The sequence below is a fragment of the Couchioplanes caeruleus genome (assembly GCF_003751945.1).
Classification (GTDB): Bacteria; Actinomycetota; Actinomycetes; order Mycobacteriales; family Micromonosporaceae; genus Actinoplanes; species Actinoplanes caeruleus.
The window spans coordinates 7,951,984-7,975,822 of sequence record NZ_RJKL01000001.1 but is presented as its reverse complement, the minus strand read 5'-3'; the positions used below and the strand labels follow the sequence as shown (position 1 = coordinate 7,975,822).

General features: G+C 73.2%; 21 protein-coding genes. 12 read left to right on the top strand and 9 right to left on the bottom strand.

The genetic code is table 11. The features are described from left to right. Window positions 1–179 precede the first annotated feature (179 nt). The 8 genes from EDD30_RS35905 to EDD30_RS35875 all read left to right on the top strand — a co-directional run bounded on the left by EDD30_RS35905 (window position 180) and on the right by EDD30_RS35875 (window position 8,084). Window positions 180–1,037, top strand: coding sequence for a universal stress protein (locus EDD30_RS35905; RefSeq protein WP_084556254.1), 858 nt, complete (start codon window positions 180–182; stop codon window positions 1,035–1,037). 23 nt (window positions 1,038–1,060) lie between these two features. After that, window positions 1,061–3,352: a putative bifunctional diguanylate cyclase/phosphodiesterase gene (locus EDD30_RS35900; protein WP_244945523.1), complete on the top strand. Its 2,292-nt coding sequence runs from the start codon at window positions 1,061–1,063 to the stop codon at window positions 3,350–3,352. A gap of 131 nt (window positions 3,353–3,483) precedes the next feature. Further along, window positions 3,484–3,630 carry a hypothetical protein gene (locus EDD30_RS39615; RefSeq protein WP_170047210.1) on the top strand — a complete coding sequence of 49 codons (147 nt, stop codon included), beginning with the start codon at window positions 3,484–3,486 and terminating at the stop codon, window positions 3,628–3,630. A gap of 353 nt (window positions 3,631–3,983) precedes the next feature. Continuing rightward, window positions 3,984–4,763, top strand: a complete 780-nt coding sequence (locus EDD30_RS35890) for an exodeoxyribonuclease III (protein WP_071804419.1) — start codon at window positions 3,984–3,986, stop codon at window positions 4,761–4,763. Window positions 4,764–4,840: 77 nt separating this feature from the next. Beyond that, the gene (locus tag EDD30_RS35885; protein ID WP_123678910.1) at window positions 4,841–6,562 is read left to right on the top strand and encodes a PP2C family protein-serine/threonine phosphatase; all 1,722 of its coding nucleotides are present in this window, start codon (window positions 4,841–4,843) and stop codon (window positions 6,560–6,562) included. Then, the gene (locus EDD30_RS41235) at window positions 6,562–7,197 is read left to right on the top strand and encodes a cobalamin B12-binding domain-containing protein (protein ID WP_244945522.1); all 636 of its coding nucleotides are present in this window, start codon (window positions 6,562–6,564) and stop codon (window positions 7,195–7,197) included. The genes EDD30_RS35885 and EDD30_RS41235 overlap by 1 nt, the downstream gene beginning before the upstream one ends. After that, window positions 7,194–7,604: a hypothetical protein gene (locus EDD30_RS41230; protein ID WP_244945521.1), complete on the top strand. Its 411-nt coding sequence runs from the start codon at window positions 7,194–7,196 to the stop codon at window positions 7,602–7,604. Before EDD30_RS41235 ends, EDD30_RS41230 begins: the two co-directional genes overlap by 4 nt. Window positions 7,605–7,853: 249 nt before the next feature. Beyond that, window positions 7,854–8,084, top strand: coding sequence for a hypothetical protein (locus EDD30_RS35875; protein WP_123678709.1), 231 nt, complete (start codon window positions 7,854–7,856; stop codon window positions 8,082–8,084). Between the two features lie 267 nt (window positions 8,085–8,351). Here EDD30_RS35875 and EDD30_RS35870 read toward each other — a convergent pair whose 3' ends face one another. The 3 genes from EDD30_RS35870 to hrpA all read right to left on the bottom strand — a co-directional run bounded on the left by EDD30_RS35870 (window position 8,352) and on the right by hrpA (window position 13,556). Next, complete coding sequence (locus EDD30_RS35870; RefSeq protein WP_071807391.1) at window positions 8,352–9,092, bottom strand: LamG-like jellyroll fold domain-containing protein; 741 nt, start codon at window positions 9,090–9,092, stop codon at window positions 8,352–8,354. Window positions 9,093–9,156: 64 nt separating this feature from the next. Further along, window positions 9,157–9,537 carry a DUF6401 family natural product biosynthesis protein gene (locus EDD30_RS35865; RefSeq protein WP_071807390.1) on the bottom strand — a complete coding sequence of 127 codons (381 nt, stop codon included), beginning with the start codon at window positions 9,535–9,537 and terminating at the stop codon, window positions 9,157–9,159. 104 nt (window positions 9,538–9,641) lie between these two features. Further along, window positions 9,642–13,556, bottom strand: a complete 3,915-nt coding sequence (gene hrpA / locus EDD30_RS35860; protein WP_071807389.1) for an ATP-dependent RNA helicase HrpA — start codon at window positions 13,554–13,556, stop codon at window positions 9,642–9,644. A 136-nt stretch (window positions 13,557–13,692) separates the two neighbouring features. Here hrpA and EDD30_RS35855 point away from each other — a divergent pair, with 136 nt between their 5' ends. After that, complete coding sequence (locus tag EDD30_RS35855) at window positions 13,693–14,058, top strand: response regulator (protein WP_071807388.1); 366 nt, start codon at window positions 13,693–13,695, stop codon at window positions 14,056–14,058. Here the strand turns inward: EDD30_RS35855 and EDD30_RS35850 are convergent. Both EDD30_RS35850 and gsmA read right to left on the bottom strand, forming a co-directional pair. Next, window positions 13,991–16,333 carry an ATP-binding protein gene (locus EDD30_RS35850; RefSeq protein WP_244945520.1) on the bottom strand — a complete coding sequence of 781 codons (2,343 nt, stop codon included), beginning with the start codon at window positions 16,331–16,333 and terminating at the stop codon, window positions 13,991–13,993. The two genes, EDD30_RS35855 and EDD30_RS35850, sit on opposite strands and share 68 nt — an antisense overlap. 69 nt (window positions 16,334–16,402) lie before the next feature. After that, the gene (gene gsmA / locus EDD30_RS35845) at window positions 16,403–17,539 is read right to left on the bottom strand and encodes a sporangiospore maturation cell wall hydrolase GsmA (protein ID WP_123678708.1); all 1,137 of its coding nucleotides are present in this window, start codon (window positions 17,537–17,539) and stop codon (window positions 16,403–16,405) included. A gap of 201 nt (window positions 17,540–17,740) precedes the next feature. Between gsmA and EDD30_RS35840 the strand changes: the two genes are divergently transcribed. Beyond that, window positions 17,741–18,628 carry a phosphatase PAP2 family protein gene (locus tag EDD30_RS35840; RefSeq protein WP_071807966.1) on the top strand — a complete coding sequence of 296 codons (888 nt, stop codon included), beginning with the start codon at window positions 17,741–17,743 and terminating at the stop codon, window positions 18,626–18,628. Window positions 18,629–18,647: 19 nt separating this feature from the next. Continuing rightward, window positions 18,648–19,220: a YflT domain-containing protein gene (locus EDD30_RS35835; protein WP_071807965.1), complete on the top strand. Its 573-nt coding sequence runs from the start codon at window positions 18,648–18,650 to the stop codon at window positions 19,218–19,220. Between the two features lie 382 nt (window positions 19,221–19,602). Here the strand turns inward: EDD30_RS35835 and EDD30_RS35830 are convergent, their stop codons facing one another. Then, window positions 19,603–20,394, bottom strand: coding sequence for an RNA polymerase sigma factor SigF (locus EDD30_RS35830; RefSeq protein WP_123678707.1), 792 nt, complete (start codon window positions 20,392–20,394; stop codon window positions 19,603–19,605). Window positions 20,395–20,714: 320 nt separating this feature from the next. Here EDD30_RS35830 and ppgK point away from each other — a divergent pair, with 320 nt between their 5' ends. Continuing rightward, window positions 20,715–21,527, top strand: coding sequence for a polyphosphate--glucose phosphotransferase (ppgK, locus tag EDD30_RS35825; protein ID WP_071808037.1), 813 nt, complete (start codon window positions 20,715–20,717; stop codon window positions 21,525–21,527). A 60-nt stretch (window positions 21,528–21,587) separates the two neighbouring features. Here the strand turns inward: ppgK and EDD30_RS35820 are convergent, their stop codons facing one another. The 3 genes from EDD30_RS35820 to EDD30_RS35810 form a co-directional block, all read right to left on the bottom strand. Then, window positions 21,588–21,932, bottom strand: a complete 345-nt coding sequence (locus EDD30_RS35820; RefSeq protein ID WP_123678706.1) for a hypothetical protein — start codon at window positions 21,930–21,932, stop codon at window positions 21,588–21,590. Between the two features lie 148 nt (window positions 21,933–22,080). Continuing rightward, entirely contained in the window at window positions 22,081–23,130 is a 1,050-nt protein-coding gene (locus tag EDD30_RS35815; protein WP_071808070.1) for a helix-turn-helix domain-containing protein, read from the bottom strand. Window positions 23,131–23,181: 51 nt separating this feature from the next. Continuing rightward, the gene (locus tag EDD30_RS35810; RefSeq protein WP_123678705.1) at window positions 23,182–23,784 is read right to left on the bottom strand and encodes a hypothetical protein; all 603 of its coding nucleotides are present in this window, start codon (window positions 23,782–23,784) and stop codon (window positions 23,182–23,184) included. Window positions 23,785–23,839: the final 55 nt, after the last annotated feature.

Genomic DNA, 23,839 nt, shown 5'->3' with positions numbered 1-23,839 from the left:
TTTCCCTCACTTCACCGGCAGATGTCACCTATAAATCTGCCGTTCACCGTAAACCCTCGAGCTGAACGGGTCATCAGGACAGTCGACCGCTGAGGTATTGATCACGACCGGCTCCGCCGTTGAACCATAGATAATGGTCGGTAGACCGCGTCGTCGTGGTGCTCGGAGGTGGTGAACCGATGCAGATTCCGGGCCCTGCTCCTGTCGTCGTGGGCGTGAACGGAACGGCCGCGGGCCTGGCCGCGGCACGGCTGGGCGCCCGGGAGGCGGTGACGCGCGGGCAGCCGTTGCGGATCCTGCACGTGTTCGCCTGGCCGGGCATGCGATACACCGATGATCCCTCGGATTACGCCTCGGCGCGACAGGAAGCCGGGCGAATAGTGGAAGAAGCTGTGGCGACGGCCGCCCGCAGCGTCCCCGGCGTCCGGGGCGAGGGCCTGGTCGTCGACGGGCAGCCGGTGCGGGAGCTGCTGCGGCGCAGCCGGACGGCGGGCCTGCTGGTGCTCGGCGCCGACGACCCGGCGACGGGCGTCCGGCTTCCGCTCGACCCCGTGCTGGTGCAGGTCGTGTCCCGGGCCCGCTGCCCGGTGGTGGTGGCCCACGGCGTCCGCCCTCCGGCCGGGCCGCTGCTGGTGGCCGTCGACGGCTCACCGAGCTCGTGGGCGGCGCTGCGCCTGGCCGCCGCCGAGGCCCGGCGGCGCGGCGTGACGCTGGAGATCGCGCACGTGGCCGCCACGGACGCCGCGGTACCGGCCGGCCGGCGACTGCTGGACCGCGCCGCCGCCGCGTGCCCGGGCGAGCTCGTCGAGGTCCGGCGCACGCTTCTCGTCGGAGATCCTGCGCCAACTCTCGTACGCACGTCGCGCCGAGCCCGCATGATGATCCTGGGCCCGCGCGGCACCGGCGGAGGTCTGCTCGGCGCCGTGGCGGGCGAGCTCCTGCGTCACTGTGCGTGCCCGACGCTGTTCGTCCACGGCGACCCCGCCGGGGACGACCCGGCGGACGGTGCGCTGCCGGCGGGGGCGCTGATGAGCTGACCGGTGCCGGGGGGCGATGCCGCGTGCGATCCGCTGCAGCGTCGCATGCCGGGCGCCGGTGGTGGCAGATGTTCGGCGGAGCCGGCGCGGTGGCGACGGTCCTCTACACGCTCGACCTGTCCCCCTCCGTCAACGGAGCCGCCTTCGCCCTCATCGGCCTCGGCGCCGTGCTGGCCTGCGCCACGGTCCCGCTGCGCAGCCCGGTACGACCGCGTGCCGCCTGGCCGATCATGGGTGTGGCCGCGCTGTTCTTCCTGGTCGGCGTGATCGTCCGCCCCTACGTCACGGACCAGCCGCTGCTGGCCGACGCCGCGACCGTGCCGGGGTACGCGCTGCTCGCCACCTTCTTCGCGCTGCTGTTGCGGGCCCGCGGCGGCGTCACGCGCCACGCCGTGCTCGACGGGCTCATCGTCTGCCTCGCCGGCGGGCTGGCCAGCGCCCTGCTGCTCGCCTCGCCGGCCGCGGAGATCGCGGACCGCCCGGCGATCGTGTCCTTCCTCGCCGGCCTCTATCCGCTCTTCGACGTGGTGCTGCTGGCGCTGGGCGTCAATCTCACCTTCACCGCGCGGACCTGGCCGCCGTCGCTGGTCGCCCTGGTGTGCGGCATCGCGCTGATGGTCGTCGGCGACCTCGCGTACGCGGTCATCGGCGTCTCGGGCCTCACCTACGCGTCCCCGCTGTTCGACGCGCCGTTCCTGCTCTCGTACACCCTGATCGGGATCAGTGCACTGCACCCCTCGGTGGTGGAACTGGTCCGCGCCGACCGCCAGCCTGTCCAGGCCTGGTCCTGGCGGCGCATGTCGCTGCTGGTGCCCGCGGTCGTCACCCCGTTCGTCCTGCTGGTGGCGGTCGGCGGCCGCTCGGGCGGGCACCGGGCGCTCCTCGCCGCCGGGGGCCTGGCGATCGTCACGCTGCTCATGCTGCGGGCGGTGACCGCCGTACAGGCGCAGGTGGCGGCCCAACTGCACTCGGAGTACCAGTCGATGCACGACCCGCTCACCGGGCTGCCCAACCGGCGGATGGCCACCGCCGAGATCGAGCGGCTGGTCTCGGCGCCGAGCACCGCCGCGGACGGGCGGGTCTGGGTCTGCGTCCTCGACCTCGACGGCTTCAAGTGGGTCAACGACTCCTGGGGCCACGACACCGGCGACCAGCTCGTCATCGAGGTGGCCACCCGGCTGCGCGCGGCGCTGCCGGCCGGCACCACGCTGGCCCGGGTCGGCGGCGACGAGTTCGTGGCGGCGCACGTCGGCGAGGAGACCGAAGCGCTGCGGCTGGTGGAGCGGGTCCAGAGCTGCTTCGCCACGCCGCTGCCGCTGCACGACACCAAGGTGGTGATCAGCGCCTCGCTCGGGCTGGCCCACGCGCCGGGCGGCGGCGATCCGGCCCTGACCGCGGAGGCGCTGCTGCGCGACGCGGACACGGCGATGTACCGCTCCAAGTCCGAAGGCCCCGGCCACGCGACCATCTTCGACGTCTCGATGCACGACCGGGTCCGCGAACGCATCGAGCTGGAGGGCGCGCTGCGCGCGGCGCTGGCCGAGGGCGGGCTCACGGTGGTCTACCAGCCCATCGTGCGCCTCGACACGGGCCGCCCCACCGGCGCCGAGGCCCTGGTGCGCTGGAACCATCCCGAGCGCGGGCCGATCCCGCCGATGACCTTCATCCCGGTGGCGGAGGAGGCCGGGCTGATCGACGCGCTGGGCACCTGGGTCCGCAACGAGGCGCTGGGCCAGCTCGCGCGGTGGCGCGCCGACGGCACCGTGACCGACGACTTCTACCTTTCGATCAACGTGTCACCCCGTCAGCTCGAGGATCCTCATCTCCCCGCGGTGGTCACCCGCGAACTGCAGCAGCACGGCGTGCCGGCGTCGGCGGTAGCGCTGGAGATGACCGAATCCGTGATGGCCGACGGCGGAGGCGTCGCCGGGCGGGTGCTGTTCGAGCTGCGCGAGCTGGGCCTGCGCCTGCTCGTCGACGACTTCGGCACCGGCTTCTCGGCGCTGGGCTACCTGCGGAGGTTCCCGGTCACCGGCGTGAAGATCGACCGGTCGTTCGTCTCCGGCCTGGGCGAGAGCGGCGAGGACGAGGAGATCGTCCGGGCCGTGGTGGCGATGAGCCGGGCGCTCGGGCTGAGCATCGTCGCCGAGGGCGTGGAGACCCGTACGCAGCGGGACGCGCTCGCCGCGGTCGGGGTCGTCCAGGGGCAGGGCTGGCTGTGGGGACCGGGCGTCAGCGCCGGCGACTTCGCGCTGCACTGGGCCGCGGACCGCCACGTGCCGGGACCGGCACCGCTGGGCGCCGGCAACGCCTGAACATCCCCGGGAGGTGACAAACGTCTCATCCGCCCCTGGCGTATCTTCCGCAAGTCCGGCATTATTCCCACGGCCAGGGTCCTTGCGCGGATGCCCGCGCTGCCGATCACATGGGGACGAGGGGGCGACACATGGCGACTTTGATCGGAACCGACGGCTCGGTGGTCTGGCTCGTGACCGTGCTCATGCTCCTGGCCTCGGGCCTGGCCGGCGCCGTGCTCGCGGCCACCCGCGCGGAGGCCGCGCCGATCCGTGCACCGCGCCGCTCACCGGACTGACTCGCCCACCCATCCGTGGGCGGTCGAGCGCGACACACCTCCCCCGCAGCACGACCGCAAGCGCGACGGCATCGACTCGCTGACGGCCGCCTACTTCACCGTCCGACTCGACGCCTTGGCCGCCCGGCCGCTCTACCTGGACCGGCTGGAGCACACCCTCGGCATGCGACAGGTCGCCCTCCGCATCGAAGGATTCCGCTACGAATTCACGGCGACCCGGACGCCACGCGCCTTCCCACACCGAGGCCGATCCTGCCCTGATGTCCCGTCCTTGCGCGGGAGCGCTGAGCACCTCCGTCAGCGCAGGTCAGGCCACCCTCTGCGGGAGCAGCGGGGCGGGTAGGTTCTGATTCATGCGCTTCGCGACCTGGAACGTGAATTCGGTCAAGGCCCGCCTTCCCCGCCTGCTCGAATGGCTGGCGGCGACCAAGCCCGACGTCCTGTGTCTACAGGAGACGAAGGTCGGCGCGGAGGCGTTCCCGTCCGCCGAGGTCGCCGAGCTGGGCTACGAGACCGCCGCGTACGGTCAGGGACGCTGGAACGGCGTCGCCCTACTCTCCCGGGTCGGGTTGTCCGACGTGCGGCGCGGCTTCGACGGCGAGCCCGGCTACCCCGATCCCGAGGCCCGCGCGATCTCCGCCACCTGCGGCGGTATCCGTTTCACCTCGATCTATGTGCCGAACGGGCGGACGCCCGAGGACCCGCACTACGTCTACAAGCTGGCCTGGTTCGCGGGCCTGCGGGCCGCGCTGGCGCAGTCGTCGGGCCCGGCGGTGGTCGCCGGTGACTTCAACGTCGCGCCGACCGACGACGACGTGTGGGACCCGGGGGTCTTCGTCGGCGCGACGCACGTGACGCCGCCGGAGCGCCGGGCCCTGGCCGATCTGCGGGAACTCGGGTTCACCGATGTCGTGCCGCGACCGATGAAGGGCGATCGGCCGTTCACCTACTGGGACTACCGGGCGGGGATGTTCCACCAGAACAAAGGCATGCGTATCGACCTCGTGTACGCGACCGCCGACGTGGCGTCCGCGGTCCGGGACGCGGTGGTCGATCGGGACGCCCGCAAGGGCAAGGGGCCGTCGGATCACGCCCCCGTCGTGGTCGACACCGATCCCGGTTCCGTCTTCTGAGCCGCGACGCCCGGCCGAGCGGCGCGTAGGGTGGGTTCGGTGCCATACCGGACAGGGCGACAGAGACGAGGACCGTGGTGACCGCTCATCTTCCGCTCCACGCGGAGGGGCAGCACAGCGACGGTCGAGCGACCGGTCCGCCGGTGGCCGCCCCCGCGCTGCTGCGCGCGGCGCTCGACGCCTCGGCCGAGGCCATCGTCCTGTGCGCCGCCGACGACGACACGATTCTGTTGGTCAACCCCGCCGCGTCCGAGCTTCTGCCGGATCTGCGACCGGGCGACAGCGCCGCCGCGGGGACGCCGCCGGGTCTCGGCCGCGCCATCGCCGAGGGCGCCGAGACCTTCACCGACGAGTACGCCGGCCGCCAGGTGCACGGCCGGCGCCGCCCGCTGGACGAGGACCACTACGCCTGGTACGTGCGCGACTGCACCGACGAGATGCGCCGGGCCGAGGAGTTCCGCGCCGAAAGAGCCCGCACGTCGTTCCTCGCCGAGGCGGGCCGCCGGCTCTCCGCGTCGCTGCACCAGCGGCGCTGCCTGCGTACGACGGTCGATCTGGCCGCGTCGCACCTCGCGGACGCCGCGGTGGTGGTACTGCCGCCACGCCGCCGGCAGAGCGAGTGGATGCGCCTGGTGACCGGCGGTTCCGTGGCGGAGGGGATGCTGCGCGAGCGGCTGCTCGCCGAGGTCCCCGGGCTGGAGGAGGCGCTTGCCGGCTTCCCGCCGATCCCCAGCCGGTGGCTGGACGCGTCGCAGGTGCCGTCCTGGCTGCTGCCCGAGGACTTCGGTACGGTCGGCGCGCTGCTCGTGACCCCGCTGCCCGGCAACGCGGAGCCGGCCGGCGCACTCATTCTGGCCCGGCACGGCGCCCGCGCCGCGTTCTCGCCCGAGGACGAGATGCTCGCGCGGATCTTCGCCGCCCGGGCGGGTGCCGCCATCTCCGCCGCCGCGCTCTACCGCGACCAGGTCGACACGACCGCGATCCTGCAGGCCGATCTGCTGCCGCCCGAACTGCCCCGGCCGGACGGGGTCGAGCTCATCGGCTCCTATCAGGCGGCCCGGGACTCGCTGCGCATCGGCGGCGACTTCTACGACGTCTTCGAGCCGGCCGAGCCGGGCGGCGAGACGGTGGTGGTGCTCGGCGACGTCTGCGGCAAGGGACCCGAGGCCGCGGTGCTCACCGGCAAGATCCGTCAGACGCTGCGCGCGCTGAGCCTGGTCGAGGACGACCCGGCCGCCATGCTCAAGGTGCTCAACCAGGCCCTGCTCGGAAGCAACCGCCAGCACCGGTTCGTGACGCTGGTCGTCGGCGCGATCGGCCGCGGCGACCACGGCCGGGTGAGGCTGAGCCTGGCCACCGGCGGTCACCCCGTGCCGCTCGTGCTGCGCGCCGACGGCACCGTCGAGGCGGCGCCGGTGCGGGGCACGCTCATCGGGGTCGTTCCGCAGATCACCGTACGGCCGGGCACGGTCGACCTCTCCCCGGGCGAGATGTGCCTGCTCTACAGCGACGGCCTCACCGAGGCCCGCGGCGGCGCGACCGGCCAGGAGCAGTACGGCGAGGCCCGGCTGCGCGACGCGCTGGCGAGCTGCCACGGCATGCCGGGCGACGCCGCCGTGGAGCGCATCCGCCAGCTCGTCTCCGACTGGGTCCACGGCGGTGTCCGCGACGACATCGCCATGCTGGCCGTGCGCGCCCCCGCGCGCACCCGGCTCAGCCTCATGGGTGCCGGCGCCCCGGCCGGATCACCCTTCGCCATCGACGCCCGGCGCAGCGATCGGAGGAACCGCGCCCGCTGATGACCATCTCCCCCGGAACCACCGCCCGGTCGCTCGACGATCCCGGATTCCACGAGCACTATCTGCGTCTGGTGGGCGACGGTGACGAGTACGGCGCCATCGAGATCGTCACCGGCCTACTGGACGACGGCGTGGCGCCGCAACGGATCATGCTGGAACTGATCGCGTCGACCCAGGGTCGCGTCGGCGACCTGTGGGCCGCCAACGAGTGGTCCATCGCCCGCGAGCACGCGGCGACGGCGATCAACGAGCGTGCCCTCGCCGCGGTGGCGGCGCGCTTCCCGGCCCGGCCGACCCGCGGCCGCGTCACCATGGCCTGCGTCGACGGCGAGTGGCACTCCCTGCCCGTACGCATCCTCGGCGAGATGCTGCGCCTCGACGGCTGGCGGGTCGACTTCCTCGGCGCGAGCGTGCCCGGGCCGCACCTGGTCACCCACCTGCACCAGACCGGTCCGGACGCGGTCGCGCTGAGCTGCTCCATCGCGACCCGGCTGCCCCGGGCGCACGCCGCGATCACGGCGTGCCGCTCCGCCGGGGTGCCGGTCATCGCCGGTGGCCGCGGCTTCGGCCCGGACGGGCGCTGGGCCCAGCGGCTCGGGCCGACGCGTGGGCGGCTACCGCTCCGCAGGCGGTGACCCGGCTCGCCCGCAACTGGCCGCCGGTGGTGGGAGACCCGTACGAGACCGCGTTCCTGGGCGACGAGGAATACACCTATGTGGTGCGCCGCCGCGCCGAGCTCGTCCGCACCGCCCTCGATCGGCTCGCCGCCACCTATCCGCCGATGGCCGCGTACGACCAGCGCCAGCACGACGCCACGGTCGAGGACCTGAGCCACGTCGTGGACTTTCTGGCCGCGGCGCTCTACGTCGACGACGCGCAGGTCTTCACCGGATTCGTGGAGTGGACGGCCGCGGTCCTCGAGGCCCGGCACGTGTCGCCGGCGGCCCTGGACGTGGGCCTGCGCCTGGTCTGCGAACAGCTCCGCGGCTTCCCGTCGGCGACGGCGATCCTCGGCGCGGGCCGGTCCCGGCTCGCCCGGTAGCGGCGCGGGCCCGACCCGGCTTCCCGATGAAGCGGTGGGCGCGCCCGATAAACGGTTGGCGCGCCCACACGGGGCGGGACTACGGTAACGCCCATGTTCTCCTGAGACGCTGCCTCTCTGCCGCATCCTCGCCCAGCGGGTAGTGCCGGCGGCGCCGTCCGCCGTGGGTCCGCCGCAACCGGTGCCCGGGGCTCCTCACGATCGTTTCTTCGCCACGGCTTTCCCCTCGATTCTGCCGAGGAGGCCCTTATGCCTGCAGACTTCTCCGTACCCGTCGATCCGGACGAGCTCGCGCGCCAGGATCTGGCCGCGGCGCTGGACGTGCCGAGCGTGACCTCGGGCGAGCACCGGACGCCGGGCCCGGCGCACCACGGTGCCCGCGACGAGCGCCAGGCCGCCCGGGAGCGCTCGGGCCGGGCTCGCGCCGGGCGCGCCGCGGCGGCCGGCGGTGCCCGGTCGTACGCGTTCCGCCGCAGTTGAGCCGCTCGTCCGCACACGGCGGAAGGCCGGGACCCTTGCCGGGGCCCCGGCCTTCCTGATGTCCGGACCTGCCGCCGTGCCGGGCCGGTGGTGGGAGACGGCGGGTCCGGGTCCGGGCGGCCGAGCGGATCGCGGTCCGCCCGGCCGGTCCGACGGATTACAGCCGCGCGCATCGCCGGCGCGGCGCGCGGGACAGCGCGGACGCGGCGCGCGGGACACCACGGACGCGGCGCGCCGGCAGGGCCGTGGCCGTCACGGGCCGACGTGTCAGCCGAGGCGCGCCCACACGTCGTCGAGCAGGCCGTGGTACATGTCGGTGCGGGTGTGGAAGTTCGGGCCGCCGATGCGCAGCGGCAGGCCGTTGTGGATGGACAGCGACGCGGGGATGGTGACGTGGCCGCGGTCGCGCCCGTCGACGTAGACGGTCAGCCGGTTGCCGGAACGCTGGCACATGACGTGGTGCCAGCGGTTGTCGGCGACGCCGACGCTGGACCGTACGATCACCGGCCTGGTGCCCTGGCCTGCCACGACGCACTGTGCCTTCGCCTGGCGGGCGCCGATCTGCAGCTTCCACTGGCTCTCGGTGTCGGCGACACCCTTCTGCATGACGTTGGACGAGTCGGTGACCTGGGACTGCGTCAGGCGTACCGAGGCACCCCAGCGGAACCGGCGGGTGCCGGGGTCGAGGTCCGGATCGTCGGTGCCTTCCAGCAGGGCGCGGGGACAGACGGTGGCCTTGGGAGCGCAACGCGCCGGGAAGGCGGCGTACTTGTCGGTGCTCGTGCCGTTGAAGTGGACGCGGCCCCGATCGGCGCTGCGCACGACGAGGGCGGCGCCACGACCGGACCGGTCGGCGACCCGGCCGGCGGCGACGGCGCCCGAGTCGAAGGTGTATCGCGCGACCGTGACGGCCGCGGCGGGGGCCGCGGAACCGGCCGCCGGAAGAACCACAGCGGGTAGGACGAGGACGGTCAGGACGGCGCTGAGAACTCTGGGGGAACGATGCATTCGGAAAAGGTACGTTCACCGACAAAGTTCGCGAAGCTCATAGAGTCGGCGTTTCGGACAGGATCTAGAGCAGACCGGCCGATTCGGCGATCATGCAGACGGCCACCAGGCGCATCAGGTGCCACTCAGCGCGCAGCCACGCGGTGCCGGACACATAGGCGTGACCGGGCTGCGGCACCGGCCGGCCCATCCGCTCGGCGGCGGCGGCGATCGACTTCGCGTACGCGGCCAGCCCCTCCGCGTCGACCTCGCGGCCGGCGTGGTGCAGCGCGTCGCGGACGGCGGCGGCGTGCTGGTCGACCTGGGCGAGCAGGCCGGCGTCGCCGAGGGCGGCGGCGAGGCCGTCGACGCCCACCCGCGCCATCATCTCGTCCAGCAGCGCGCGGGCCGGGTCGGCGACGGGAGCGGCGGAAACCGGGGCGAAGGCGAGGAATTCGTTCGTCATGGGAAGGACGCTATGGCCTCGCGGCGCCCCAGGACAGGCGGGTAACCGAACGGCACCCGACCGCTCCCCACAGCGCACCCGCAGCCCCCGGATCGGCCCGGAAATCAGGCCGGGAGCTGGTCCATCGCCTTGTAGATGCGCTTGTCGGAGACCGCGTACGCCGTACCGAGCGACTGGGCGAAGAAGTTGATCCGAAGCTCCTCGAGCATCCACCGGATCTCCCTCAGGCCCTCGTCGGCCGGTCCGCCACCCAGCTCCTCACGCAGCTCGCGGTACTCCCCCTCGACCTCGTGGAGCTGGGCCATCAACTGCCGGTCGCGGGCCAGGTTGCCGCCCAGCCGGTCCAGCCGGTACGCGACGCCCTTGAGGTAGCGGGGCAGGTGGTGCAGTTGCCGCCAGCCCGTGTCGGTGACGAATCCCGGATACACCAGGGCCTTGAGCTGTGCCCGGATGTCGGCGAGGGCCGGGACCAGCGCCGGGTCGCGGGTGGTGCCGAGCCGCTGGCCGATCTCGTACGAGGTGGCCAGCACCGCCCGGACCTGGGTGACGACCGTGGCGGTGGCGTCCACGAGCTCGGCCCGGACCTCGTCGCGCAGCCGGGTGAACTCCTCCGACGACCAGGCCGGGCCGCCGGCGTCCTGCACGAGCCGGTCGACCGCCGCACCCGCGCAGTCGTCGAGCAGGTCGGCGATCGAGCGGTACGGGTTGCCGCGCGACAGCTCCAGCTTCGCCCGGTTGTCCAGGCGGCCCTGCAGGTAGCGGGCGGCCGGCGGGAGGGTCAGCAGGAGCAGGCGGCGGGTGCCGGCCCGCATCGCCTCCCGCTGCTCGGCCTCGGTCTCGAACACCCGCACGGCCACGCTGTCGGTCTCGTCGGCGAGGGCGGGGTACACGGTGACCTGGTAGCCGCCCCGGACCTGCTGGATCGAGCGGGGCAGCGTACCGAACTCGTTGGTGGTGATGCCGCGCCGCTCGATGTCGCCGGCGGCCGCGGAGATGGTGGCCTGGACCTTCGGGGCCAGGCTGTTGCGCAGCACGTCGAGGTCGCGGCCCTCACCCACCACGGCGCCGTCCTCGCCGACCACCTGGAAGTTCATCCGCAGATGGTCGGGGACCTGGCCGGGCCGCCAGGCGTCGCGCGGCACGACCGTGCCGGTGAGCCGGCGCAGCTCGTCGCCGACGGCGTCGCTCAGTGCGCCCCGGCGGGCGGGGATGCGGGCGAGCACCGCGTCGGCCCAGTCCGGCACCGGGACGAAGCTGGTCCGCAGGTGCTTCGGCAGAGCGCGGATCAGCGCCACGATGATCTCCCGGCGCAGGCCCGGCACGTTCCACCCGAAGTCGTCGGCGTCGAGCTTGTTGAGCAGCGGCAGCGGCACGCGCACGGTGACCCCGTCGGCGGCGGCGCCGGGCTCGAACTGGTAGCTCAGCGGTAGACGGACCTCGCCGGCGAGCCACGCATCCGGGTAGGCGCCCGGGTCCACCGCGTCGCGCCCGGCGTTGACCAGCAGCTCCCGGGTGAACGTGAGCAGTTGGGGATTCTCCCGGCGAGCCTTCTTCCACCAGGCGTCGAAGTGCCGGGCGGAGACCACGTCGGCGGGGATCCGGGCGTCGTAGAGGGCGAAGACGGTCTCGTCGTCCACCTTGATGTCGCGGCGCCGGGCCCGGTTCTCGATCTCCTCGATGCGCGTCAGCAGGGCCGCGTTCTCGGCGAAGAACGCGTGGTGGGTGTCCCAGTCGCCCTCGACGAGCGCGTGGCGGATGAACAGCTCCCGGCACATGTCGGGGTCCACCTTGGCGTAACCGACCTTGCGCCGGGGCACGATCGGTAGACCGTAGAGCGTCACCTTCTCGTACGCCATGACGGCGCCCTGCTTCTTCTCCCAGTGCGGCTCGCTGTAGCTGCGCTTCACCAGATGCGGCGCGAGGGCCTCGGCCCACTCCGGCTCGATCCGGGCGTTGACCCGGCCCCACAGCCGCGAGGTCTCGACCAGCTCGGCCGCCATGATCCAGCGGGGCTGCTTCTTGAACAGCGCCGACCCGGGGAACACGGCGAACTTGGCGCCACGGGCGCCGAGATACTCGCGCTTGTCGACGTCCTTGAGCCCGATGTGGCTCAGCAGACCGGCGAGCAGGGCGGTGTGGAAGCGGCGGCCGTCGGGCGTCCGCTCGTCGTCCTCGACGATGGTCAGGCCGAGGCTCCGGGCCACCTGCTTGAGCTGGGAGTAGATGTCCTGCCACTCGCGGACGCGCAGGTAGTTGAGGAACTCGGCGCGGCACAGGCGCCGGAACTGGTTGCCGGACAGCTCGCGCTGCTTCTCCCGCAGGTAGCGCCAGAGGTTGAGGTACGTGAAGAAGTCGGATTCCTTGTCGGTGAACCGGGCGTGCTTCTCGTCCGCCTGTTGCTGGCGGTCGGCGGGTCGCTCGCGGGGGTCCTGGATGGACAACGCGGCGGCGACCACCATGACCTCGGCGGCGCAGTCCTGCTCGCCGGCCTCGATGACCATGCGGGCCAGCCGCGGGTCGACCGGCAACTGGGCCAGTTTGCGTCCCAGCGGGGTGAGCTTGCGGGCGTCGAGCGCGCCGAGTTCCTCGAGCAGCTTGACGCCGTCGGTGACGTTGCGCCGGTCCGGCGGGTCGATGAATGGGAAAGCGGCCAGGTCGCCGAGGCCGAGGTTGGTCATCTGCAGGATGACCGAGGCCAGGTTGGTGCGCAGGATCTCCGGCTCGGTGAACTCCGGCCGCGCCGCGAAGTCCTCTTCGGAGTAGAGCCGGATGCAGATGCCGTCGCTGGTCCGGCCGCAGCGGCCCTTGCGCTGGTTGGCGCTGGCCTGCGACACCGGCTCGATCGGCAGCCGCTGTACCTTGAGCCGGTTGCTGTAGCGGGAGATGCGCGCGGTGCCGGGATCGATGACGTAGCGGATGCCCGGCACGGTCAGCGAGGTCTCCGCGACGTTGGTCGCCAGCACGACGCGGCGGCCGGTGTGGCGTTCGAAGACGCGGTGCTGCTCGGCGGCGGACAGCCGGCCGTACAGCGGGACGATCTCGGTGTCGCGCAGGTTCCGGCGGTTCAGGGCGTCGGCGGTGTCGCGGATCTCCCGCTCGCCGCTGAGGAAGACCAGGATGTCGCCACTGCCCTCGCGCCCCAGCTCGTCGACCGCGGCGGCGATCCCGTCGACCTGGTCGAGCGGCTCCTCCCGGCTGTCCTCGGTCTCCTCGACCAGCGGCCGGTACCGCACCTCGACCGGATAGGTGCGCCCCGACACCTCGATTACCGGCGCCGGGCCCCGAGGGCCGGAGAAGTGCTCGGCGAAACGGCCGGTCTCGATGGTCGCCGAGGTGATGATCAGCTTGAGGTCGGGCCGCTGCGGCAGCAGCTGCCTGAGATAGCCGAGGATGAAGTCGATGTTGAGGCTGCGCTCGTGCGCCTCGTCGATGATCAGGGTGTCGTAGCGGCGCAGCAGGCGGTCGTTCTGGATCTCGGCCAGCAGGATGCCGTCCGTCATCACCTTGATCATGGTCTCGTCGGACACCTGGTCGGTGAAGCGGACCTTGTAGCCGACCGTCGCTCCCAGCGGCGTGCCCAGCTCCTCGGCAATGCGCTCGGCCACGGTGCGGGCGGCGATGCGCCGCGGCTGGGTGTGCCCGATCTGGCCGCGCACACCCCGGCCGAGCTCGACGCAGATCTTCGGGATCTGGGTGGTCTTGCCCGAGCCGGTCTCGCCGGCCACCACCACGACCTGGTGGTCGCGGATCGCGGCGAGGATGTCGTCCTTGCGCTGGCTGACCGGCAGCTCGTCCGGATACGACACCGCGGGGACGTTCGCCAGGCGGGCCTCGCGCCGCGACTCGGCCTGGGACACCTCACCGGAGATGTCGGCGAGCACGGCCGCGCGGGCGCCCTCGTCACGCACCTTGCGGATGCCGTCGAGCCGGCGCCGGAGCCGGCGCTCGTCGCGGGGAAGGAGATCGGAGACTCTGCGGCGGAGCTCGGCGAGGTCCTGGCTCAGGGGTGTGACAGACATGGCGGGTCAACAATAGGCACTCCGCTCGCGGAATGCCCGGTGATTAATCCGGCAACGATTCGGCCGACGCCCGTGTCCGCCCGGGCGCGTCGCTCTTTGTGCCTGCGACAGGCGGAGCGCGGGAGAGGCAGGCGTCATGATCGTTGTTGCAGAGGACCACGAGGACATCCTGCTCGTGCTCCGCCGGGCGCTGGAGCGGGCCGGCCACGAGGTCGTCGCGGCCACCGACGGCGCGGAGGCCCTCGAAGCCGTCCGCCGGCACAAGCCGGACGTCGTGATCACCGACGTGGACATGCCCCGGATGAGCGGGCTCGAGCTCTGCCGGGCGATCCGCGCCGACCCGGGCCTGGAGCACATCCCGGTGGTGCTGGCCAGCGGCTCGCTGCTGCCGGGCGACGCCCGTGCCGGGGAGGTCGGCGCCAGCGCGACGCTGCTCAAGCCCTTCCTGCCGGCCCAGCTTCTCGCGTGCGTGGCGGATCTGATGCCGTCCCGGCCGGCCTGAGCGGTCCGGCGCGGGGCCGCTCGTCGTCGTCCTCGGGCCGCGGCAGGGCCGCCTGCCCGATCGCGGCCCGCTCGGCGCACGCGCGGTCGAGGGCGGCCCGCTCGTCCGGAGCCGTCGCGGCCAGCGGCAGGGTGAAGAAGAAGCGGGTGCCACCGCCCGGGTTGTCCGCCACGCCGATGGCACCGCCGTGACGCTCCACGATGCGCCGGCAGATCGCCAGGCCGAGGCCGGTGCCGGCGTACCCGGCGGCGCTGCGGGCGCGGTGGAAGGCCTCGAAGATGGCCGGCTGGTCCTCCGCGGGGATCCCGATGCCGCGGTCGGCGACCTCGACGCGGGTCCAGCCCGGATCCGCGGGCGTGGCCGCCACGTCGATACGGGCCGGCCGGCCCGGCGGTACGTACTTGAGCGCGTTGCCGACCAGGTTGTCCAGCACGTGCCGCAGCATCGCGGGGTCGGCCTCGACCACCGGGAGCGGACCCACGTAGATCTCCGGCGGCGGCGTGCCGGCGGGTCGCGGCTGCTCGGTCCGGTGCTCGACCACCTCGGCCACCAACGGGCCGAGCGGGACGGCCCGCAGGGTGAGCGGGGCGTCCCGCGCGGTCGTGTATGCCAGCAACGTGTCGATCATCGCGGCCATCCGGTCGACGGCCCGCGCGATGCGGTCCAGGGAAGCCCGGGCCGCCGTCACCTCGGGAACCGGCGCAGCGTCGGCGAGCTCGTCGGCCGCCGTCTCGCAGTGCCCGCGGATCACCGACAGCGGCGCCTTGAGGTCGTGCGCCACGACCCCGGCGAAGACGGCCAGGTCGGTCTCGTAGCGGCGCAGCTCGGTGATGTCATGGAAGACCGCCACCGCGCCGCGCAGCCCGGCGCTGGGGTCGAGAGGGCGGCCGTCGACGCTGACCAGGATGCCGTCCGGACGGTTCTCGTTGCGGATCACCATCTCGACGTCGTCGGACGCCTCGCCGTGCAGCGCGCGGACCAGCGGCAGCTCCTCGACCGGGAACGGCGTCCGGCCGTCGGCGCGGAACAGCCCGTAGTGCTCCTGCCAGCCCTGGGGCCCCTCGATGTCGTCGGCGACGCCGAGCAGCGCCTTGGCCGCCGGGTTGTGCAGCAGGAACCTCCCCTGGTCGTCGACCACGCCGACGCCGTCGCCCAGGCTCGCCATGATGGCGCTCAGCAGGCCGGCCTGGCGACGGCTCTCCGCCTCGGCGCCGCGCAGGTCGGCGGTCGCCAGCAGTACCTGGGCGCGGGCCCGGTGGCGGCCGGTCGCCAGGACCCAGACCAGCAGCGCCAGCATGACGCTGACAGCGATGCCGCCGTGCAGCACGGCTGCCGGGGTGCTGCTGCGCGCCCCCGGCAGGTAGCGCGCGTCGGCGGCGGTCAGCAGGGCCCAGTGGCGGTCGGCGACCGGGAAGCTGGCCTGCCGGATCAGGTCCCGGCCGCCCCGGGCGTCGTAGGCGGCCACCTGGACGCGGCGACCGCTGCCGTCGGTGGCGTACAGCTCGCCGTCGAGCAGGCCCTGGCTGGCGGTACCGAGCACGCCGCCGAGGAAGTCCCTGCCACGCAGGCCCAGCGCCAGCCACCCGCGGAACTCCGGCAGCGCGCCGGCGCCGAAGACCGGCGCGGCGAACATGAACGAGAGCTGCTGCCGCGGTGCCGGCAGACCGCGGTCGCGCAGCAGCACGTAGGCGTCCGACACCGAGGGCTGTCCCGTACGCCGGGACTCGGCCAGCGCCGCGGCCGCCTCCGGCGCGGACGCGACGTCGACGCCCAGCGTGCCGGCGCCGCCGTGGTTCAGGTCCCGGCGCAGGACCGAGAAGAGATGCTCCCGCGGTGTGCCGTGCGGCCGCAGGACCAGGCCGGTGACGCCGCGCGAGCGCCAGAGTCGCTGGGTTGCCGGGATCTGTCCGGGCGAGGTGGCGACCACGAAGGCCACCGAGGTGGCACCGACCAGCCCGGCCCGCTCCAGGGGCGCGGTGGCGGCGGCGAAGTCGGCGGCGGTGAGCCGGACGTTCGTGCCCAGGCCGGCGGCGACGACCTGGATGAGGTCGCGGTAGCGCCCGGTCTCGCCGGTGACGGCGGCGCGGGCGAGCGCCGTGCGCTGGTCCATGACCCGGTCCGCCTGCGCGCGCTGGTTGTCGCGCAGCGCCCCGGCGGCGAACGCCGTGACGGCGAGGCCGGGCCCGAGGACCAGAGCGGCCAGGGCGGTGCCGACGAAGCGGGCCCGCCGGGTCCCGGCCGTGCCGTCCTGCGCTGCCGTACCCCTGCTCCCCACCGAACGGAGCATAAAACGCGAATCACCCCCGTCGGCGAGGTTCCGCCGACGGGGGTGAGGACGAGCGACCTACTTGAAGGTGTCGTACTGGTAGAGGTTCCAGGACGCCATGATGCCGGTGACCTTGGTGTAGTAGTTGGGGTCCGTGGCGTAGCCGGCCTTCCAGACCTTCCAGATGAACTTGTTGGCGTTCTTGGTGTAGGCGAACGCCGGCTTGTAGCGCGGGTTCACCCGCAGGAAGCTGCCGTGGTCCCGGAACGAGTGCGACTGCGTGGCGTACGTCCGGAAGACGGCCGAGGTGGAGAAGCAGTTGCCGGCCTTGGTGCATTCCTGGGTGCGGTACGTGTGGCAGCCGTTCGCCAGCTTCCCGTAGGAACCGTTCTGGCACTTGATGCCGAAGTAGTTCTTGTCGACCGAGGCGAGGCCGCTGCGGCCCCAGCCGGATTCGAGGATCGCCTGGGCGATCGTCACCGAGGCGGGGACGCCGTACTCGCGCCAGCCGCGCTGCGCGCCCGGCACCGAGTTCTTGATGAACTGCTCCGGGGTGAGCGACACCGACGGCGCGGGGACCGACGAGCCGGTGCACGCCTTGAGCGGGCCCGAGTAGATGTATCCGTGCGAGATGTAGCGGCCGGTCGACGTCCGGTCCCACTGGGTGGTGGTGCGCACCGAGCCGTCGACGTTCTGCCCGGCGACCGCGCAGACCAGGTCGATCTCGGTGCCGCTGGCGACCGAGCCGAGGATCGACGACGAGGTCGACGGGCCCGAGCGCAGGTTGACCCGGCCCTCGAGGCTGCGGACCGTGCCGACCACGTACTTCTTGGCGGCCGTGACCGGCTTCGCCTTGGTGCGCACCGCGGTCGGCGTGCCGGTGGCGCAGCGCGACAGCGTCCGGGTGGTCTTCACGTACGCGTGCGAGATGTACCCGCCCGTGCTCAGCCGGTCCCAGGCCGTGGTCGTGCGGACCGTGCCGCGGACGTTCTGGCCGGTCACCACGCAGGAGACGGTGACCTTGGCGCCGTTGCGCAGGGAGCCGACCGCCCGGGCGGCGAGCGACGGCGCGGAGCGCACCTTGAGCGAGGTGCTCACCTTGACGGTTGCGGACACTCCGGCGGCCATCGCGGCCTCCGGTGCCACGGCCACTCCGGCGCCAAGGGCGGCGACCAGCAGCGGCCCGGTGAGCAGTCGGCGGGCGGTGTGCAGCATCTACGTCCCCTCGATCGCGGCGTCGGCATCTTTGCTTCGGCTCCGTTCGAAGATCTCGGGGTGCCGTTGCGGGCCGAGAGCGCCCGCGGGTGCAGTCGAGTTGCGTGGTGCCGGTGGCACTGCCCACTCACGCGCTTGAGATCGGCGCCGGGTGGGCATTGCGGAATCGCCCAGTCGTGACGTTCAGGAGGACATCCGCCGATGACGGCCTTGGCTTCACGCCCGGCCCGGACGGCCACCCCCGGCACCGGCCGCGGGGTGACGCACGTGATCGCCCACGCCTGCGTCGCCGTGCTGGCCGCCGCGGGCGTGGCCCTGGTGTACTACCTGTGCGTATGCACCGCGCCCGGTCAGAGCGTCGACACGCTCGTCATGCGGGGCGCGGACGTGCACCACGAGCGGATCGAGCAGGTCCTGCGGCGCGCGCTCGACGCCACGACGCTGGTCAGCCTGGTGGCCGTCTGCCTCGTGGCGGCGGCGATCGGGGTGGTCCGGCGCCGGGCCGATCTGGCCGTCGCCGCGGCGGTCCTGGTCCTCGGCGCCAACGTCACCACCCAACTGCTCAAGACCCGGCTCGAGCGCCCCGACCTCGACGGCTTCCCCGCGCCGAACTCGTTCCCGAGCGGCCACACGACGGCCGCGGCGTCGGTCGCGTTCGCGCTGGTGCTGGTCCTGCCGTTCGCGATCCGTGGGACGGTCGCCCTGGGCGGTGCGGGATACGTGGCCACCATCGCGGTCGCCACCGTCTCGGCGGAATGGCACCGCCCGAGCGACACCGTCGCCGCCCTGCTGATCGTCCTGGCCTGGGGCGCGTTGGGTTCGACCCTGGTACGGGCCCGCCGGGCCGGCATCACCGGCGTCGTGGCCCGCCCCAACCGCACGGCGATGCTGCTGTTCGCCGCCGTGGGCGCGCTCGGCGCCGCCGGCGCGCTGCTCGGCCTCGGCGCCGTGCTGCTCGCCCGCTGGGCCGCCCCGGACCTCGTCCCCGGCAGCCTCGCGTTCGCCGCCGGCGTGGCGGCCATCATCGCCGCGGTGGCGGGAGTCTTCGCGATCTGGATACGTCTCGCCGCAGGCGATCGCCGCGGCTGAACCCCCGTAGGAGGAACCGATGTCCACCCCCACCGAACCCACCATGCCGGGCGCGTCCGGCACCGTTCCGCCCGGCCCGGCGGGCGTGCCGTTCACGCCCGCCACCGACCCGGCCCCCCAGGCCGCGCATCCGGGCCCGACCGTCTCGGTGGCGACATACCCGAACTACCTGCAGGCGCAGCAGGCCGTCGACTACCTGTCCGACAACAAGTTCCCGGTCGAGCGGACCAGCATCATCGGCACCGACCTGCGGCTGGTGGAGAACGTCCTCGGCCGGGTGACCGTGGGTCGCGCGGCGCTCGCCGGCGCCGCCAGCGGCGCCTGGTTCGGCCTGTTCATCGGCCTCTTCTTCGGCCTCTTCAGCGACTCGAGCTGGGTGAGCGTGATCCTGCTCGGCCTGATCGTCGGCGCGGTCTGGGGCGCCGTCTTCGGCGCCATCGCGCAGGCCATGAGCGGCGGCCGGCGGGACTTCTCGTCGCGCAGCTCGCTGCAGGCCGCCCAGTACGCGGTGATCGTCGACGCGGACGCCGCCGACGGCGCCCGCCAGTTGCTCACCCGGCTCAACTGGCAGACCCATTCGCCTTCCTCGTAGCCGGGCGTTTCACGGTTGCGCGCCGTCTCCGCCTCACGGAGGCGGCGCGTTCTTCCGTACGTGCACAGCCGCCGACCGTTCGCGTCGGGGCCGACGCCTTCAGGGCTACGCGATCCCCTGCCCGTCCACGCCCCTGTGCCGCACGCCGCGGTTAGGGCGAGCGCGGGTGCGCAGGCTCACGCGCCGCCCCCTGGAGGATTCCCCACTTCCGCGGCGGGGATCACGCGCCGGACGTCCCGCGGACCGCGTGGGCGTTGGGGTCTGGACACGCCGGGGGTCTGGACACGCCGGCGGCACCCTCGGTGGGCGGACATGACGGCCGCACTCCCGGGGTGGGGGCGGACATGACGGCGCCGCCCCCGGTGGGCGGGGGCGGCGGGTGTCAGCGTGCGGCGTCGAGCTGGGTGCGCAGCTTGGTCAGGGCCTTGGTGAGCAGGCGGCTGACGTGCATCTGGGAGATGCCGATCTGGTCGGCGATCTGGGACTGGGTGAGGTTGCCGTAGAAGCGCAGGGTGAGGATCTTCTGTTCGCGGGGGTCGAGGGTGGCCAGGGCGGGGCCGAGGGCGACGCGGGTTTCGGCGAGTTCGTATTCGTGGTCCTCGCTGCCGAGGGTGTCGCCGAGTTCGGTGGTGCCGTCGGCGCTGATCGGGGTGGAGAGGCTGGTGGCGTTGTAGGCGCGGGCGCCTTCGAGGCCTTCGAGGACGTCTTCCTCGGTGACGCCGAGGTGGGTGGCGATGTCGGCGACGGTCGGGGATCGGCCGAGGGTGTGGGTGAGGGTGGCGTTGGCTTCGGTGATGGCCAGGCGGAGTTCCTGGAGGCGGCGGGGGACGCGGACGGACCAGGTGCGGTCGCGGAAGTGGCGTTTGATCTCGCCGATGATGGTGGGGATGGCGTAGCCGGCGAAGTCGACGCCGCGGGTGGGGTCGAACTTGTCGACGGCTTTGATGAGGCCGACGGTGGCGGTCTGGATGAGGTCGTCGGTGGGTTCGCCGCGGCCGGAGTAGCGGTGGGCGAGGTGGCGGGCCAGGGGTAGCCAGGCCTCGATCGCCCGGTCCCGCAGCGCGGCGTGGCGGCGGTCCTCGGCGGGCACGGCGGCCATGGCGTCGAGCAAGTCCGCGGCACTGTCCGACGCGGTGTCACTCCCCGTGCCGGCCTTCGGAGCGGTAACGGTCATAACGGAGGTCCTCCATCAGCGGGCAGAGAGCCGTGCCCGCGCGCGGCGACCATTCACTCCCTCCCACGCTAGCCGCTCGGACGAGCGTTGACTAGCCGAAAGTATGAGTCACGTTGGGTGACAACTGCATCAGGTGCCTCGGAAGTGTGCACCGGCGGATGGCAGGATTCGGTCACGGGTGCCCGGATGACACGATTCGATCCCGGGTGCTCATGGGTACACAGATCCGAAACGCACTGGGACATCCGAGAAACAACGCACTGGGACATCCGAGAAACGCACTGCGACATCCGGAACGCACCGGGGACGGAGAACGGGACATGGCCATCCTGGGCATCGACATCGGCGGGTCCGGCGTGAAGGGCGCACCGGTCGACACCGGGCAGGGCGAGCTGCTCGCGGAGCGATACCGGGTACCGACGCCGCAGCCGGCCGACGTGACGAGCGTGGTCGAGGCGGTCGCGGAGGTCGCCGGCCGGTTCGACGGGTACGACCGGGTCGGGGTCACCTTTCCCGGCGTGGTGGTCGACGGCGTCATCCGGACCGCGGCGAACGTCGACAAGTCATGGATCGGCGCACCGGCGGCGCGGCTGTTCACCGAGCGGCTCGGCCGGCCGGTGTCGGTGCTCAACGACGCCGACGCCGCGGGCGTCGCCGAGGTCGCGTTCGGCGCCGGGCGCGACGAGCGCGGCCTGGTGATGATGCTGACCTTCGGTACGGGCATCGGCAGCGCCCTGTTCCTCGACGGCACCCTGATCCCGAACACCGAGCTCGGCCACCTCGAACTCGACGGCGGCGACGCCGAGCTGCGCGCCTCCGACCGCGCCCGCGAGCAGGAGGACCTGAGCTGGGAGCAGTGGGCCCCGCGGGTCCAGAACTACCTGCGGCACGTGGAGATGCTGCTGTCGCCGCGGCTGTTCGTCATCGGCGGCGGGGTGAGCAAGAAGGCGGACAAGTGGCTCCCGCTGGTCGAAATCCGCACGCCGATCGTCCCGGCCACGCTGCTGAACAACGCCGGCATCATCGGCGCCGCGGTCACCGCCGGCCAGGCGGCCGGCCACCCGGGCGCCGTCCGCGTCGAGGCCGACCGCCCCGCCGCCGAGGGCGTCGCCGCCGGCGCCCACGAGGGCTGAGCGCGACGGTGGCCCGGACGGCCGCCCGGCGTGATCCGGACGGCCGCGCCGAGGCGATCACTAGTTCCAGGTGTAGGACCAGCCGGATGCCCGGCCCCCGTAGCCCGGGCACTCCGCCTTGTTGTATCCCTTCCTGAATCCGGGACTGGTCCCGCCGCCCGTGTTGCAGTAGATCTCCACGTAGACGTACGTGCCGCCGCTGCACTGCACATGGCGGCGGTCACCACCACCCGGCCCAGACCTGTCGGACCAGGTCACGTAGCCGGGGCAGTTGGCGCGTGCGGCGCCCGTGCCGGCGGTGGGCGCCGCGGTTCCCGCCGGTGCGGCCGCGGCCGGTGCGGCCACGCCGGCCAGCGTCAGTGCGGCACCGGCCGCAACGGTCGTCATTGCCTTGCGGATGCGCATCTCGTTCCTCCTCGGGTCGGACATCGATGTCCGGATCCCATCAAGCCGCGGAGCCGGGCTGCCAGGGCCGGACCCGTCCGGGACGCGTTCGGAACGGTTCGGAACACGCCAGGGTACGGCGATGTCCCAGGTCAGGGGCGGCGCAACGTCAGGAGGGGCGGGAGGCCTGCCGGGTGGCGGTGAAGACGAGCTCCTGATCGGGGGCGCCCGTGCAAGGGGTCTGCACCGCCTCGGCGCCGGCGCTGTCCTCCGCGGGGCCACCGAGGATCCCGACGCACAGGCCGCTGTGCACCGGCCGGAGCCGGTAGCCGCCCGGCACCGGGACGTCGACAGCCTCCAGCAGATACCGCTGGTGCGCGGCGCCGGTGCAGTCCGCCGGTGCGAGCAGGGCCCCGTCGCCCGGGTACGCCTCGTCCACGGTCAGGCAGCCCACGCCGTGCTTCGGGTGACGCCACCGGATCTCGACGACGCCGGCGCCGGCGGACTGCACGTAGGTGTCCGGGGAGACCTGGTCACACGGTCGCTGCACCACCAGCGGCCGGTCGGTGCGGCCGTTGCGTTCGCGCCCCTCGCCCAGGCACAGCCCGTGCCCGTCGACATGGGCCGGACGCAGCAGATACCAGCCGTCGGCGATGGGCGCGCCCCCGGCATCACCTCGGCGCGGACCGTCGGTAGCGCGCTGTACGGCACCCTCGCCGTCTTGATCCCGGACGCCGTCGCGGACCAGCACGGCGGCCCCACCAGTCACGAGCAGCAGCACGGCCGCCGCGATCCCCGCCGGGAACCGCCGCCGAGCCGCCGTCCCGGCCCGTGGGTTCACCGGCCGGACCTCCGGCATCGGCGCGGCACCCTCTGCCATCTCGGACGCGGCGTCGCTCGGGGAGGCGACCCGGCCCGCGGCGATCGCGTCGCGGGCCTCGGCCCAGTGCACCGCCTCGTCGTCGCCCAGTCCGCACGCCCGCACGAACGCGGTCACCACCTGCCGACGGGGAAGGCTGCTGCGGCCCAGGGCGGACGCGATCGTGCTCGACGGCAGGACGTCCCCGCAGGCGTCGGCCTTCGCGGCGAGCTGCCGGTAGGTCAGCCCCGACCACTCGCGCAAGGCACGTAACGCCGCGACGTATTCGGCGGGCGTCGTCGTCGCATCGGGGCTTGGCGGGTTCGGACCGGGCTCGGGCACGTCACTCCTGGCAGACATCGATTTGTCTTGATATCCGAGGAGCCTAGCCGAGCGTGCGGCGTCTACATCCTAGGCGGCGATCCCGGTGGGACCGGCTGCCCGGCCGTCCGGCACGGCCAGCAGGTAGAACAGGTCGTCGCGGTGCATCTCCGCCACCGGCTCGAGCAGGTCGGGGTGGCGCAGCAGGACCGCGGCGGCCCGCTCGCGGGCGTCCGGGGCGGTCAGGCGCTGGAACTCGGCGGGGAGGTCCCCCACGGAGCGGCGCGGGCGGGGCCGGGAGGCGGCCTGATCACGGCTCGGCGGGATGGCGGCGGCCACCGCGTCGACCGCGCGGGCGGCCAGCAGCGGGTCGGCGAGCAGGCAGGCGGCCCAGCTCACCACGACCTCGTCGACCCAGGTGCGCCAGCCCTCGTCCTCGGCCAGGTCGTCGTCGGGCTCGCTGCCGGTGCGCCAGTCGAGCACCGCCGAGCCGCCCGGGCCGGCCATGGCGACCAGCTCGGCGTCGACCGGCGTCGGGTAGCGCAGCCACGCCGCCACGGTGATCGCCTGGCGGGCCTGGAGCTCGTTGAGGGTGGGCGCGACGCGGTCCCCGCCGGTCGCCGGGTACGCCCGGACCAGCCAGTGCGTGCTGGCCGCGATGACCGGCGACAGCGCGGTCGACGGACCCGCCATGTTTCCCCCAGGGCTTCGGTGCGCCCCGTCCACGGGGTGCTTCACCGCTACTGCT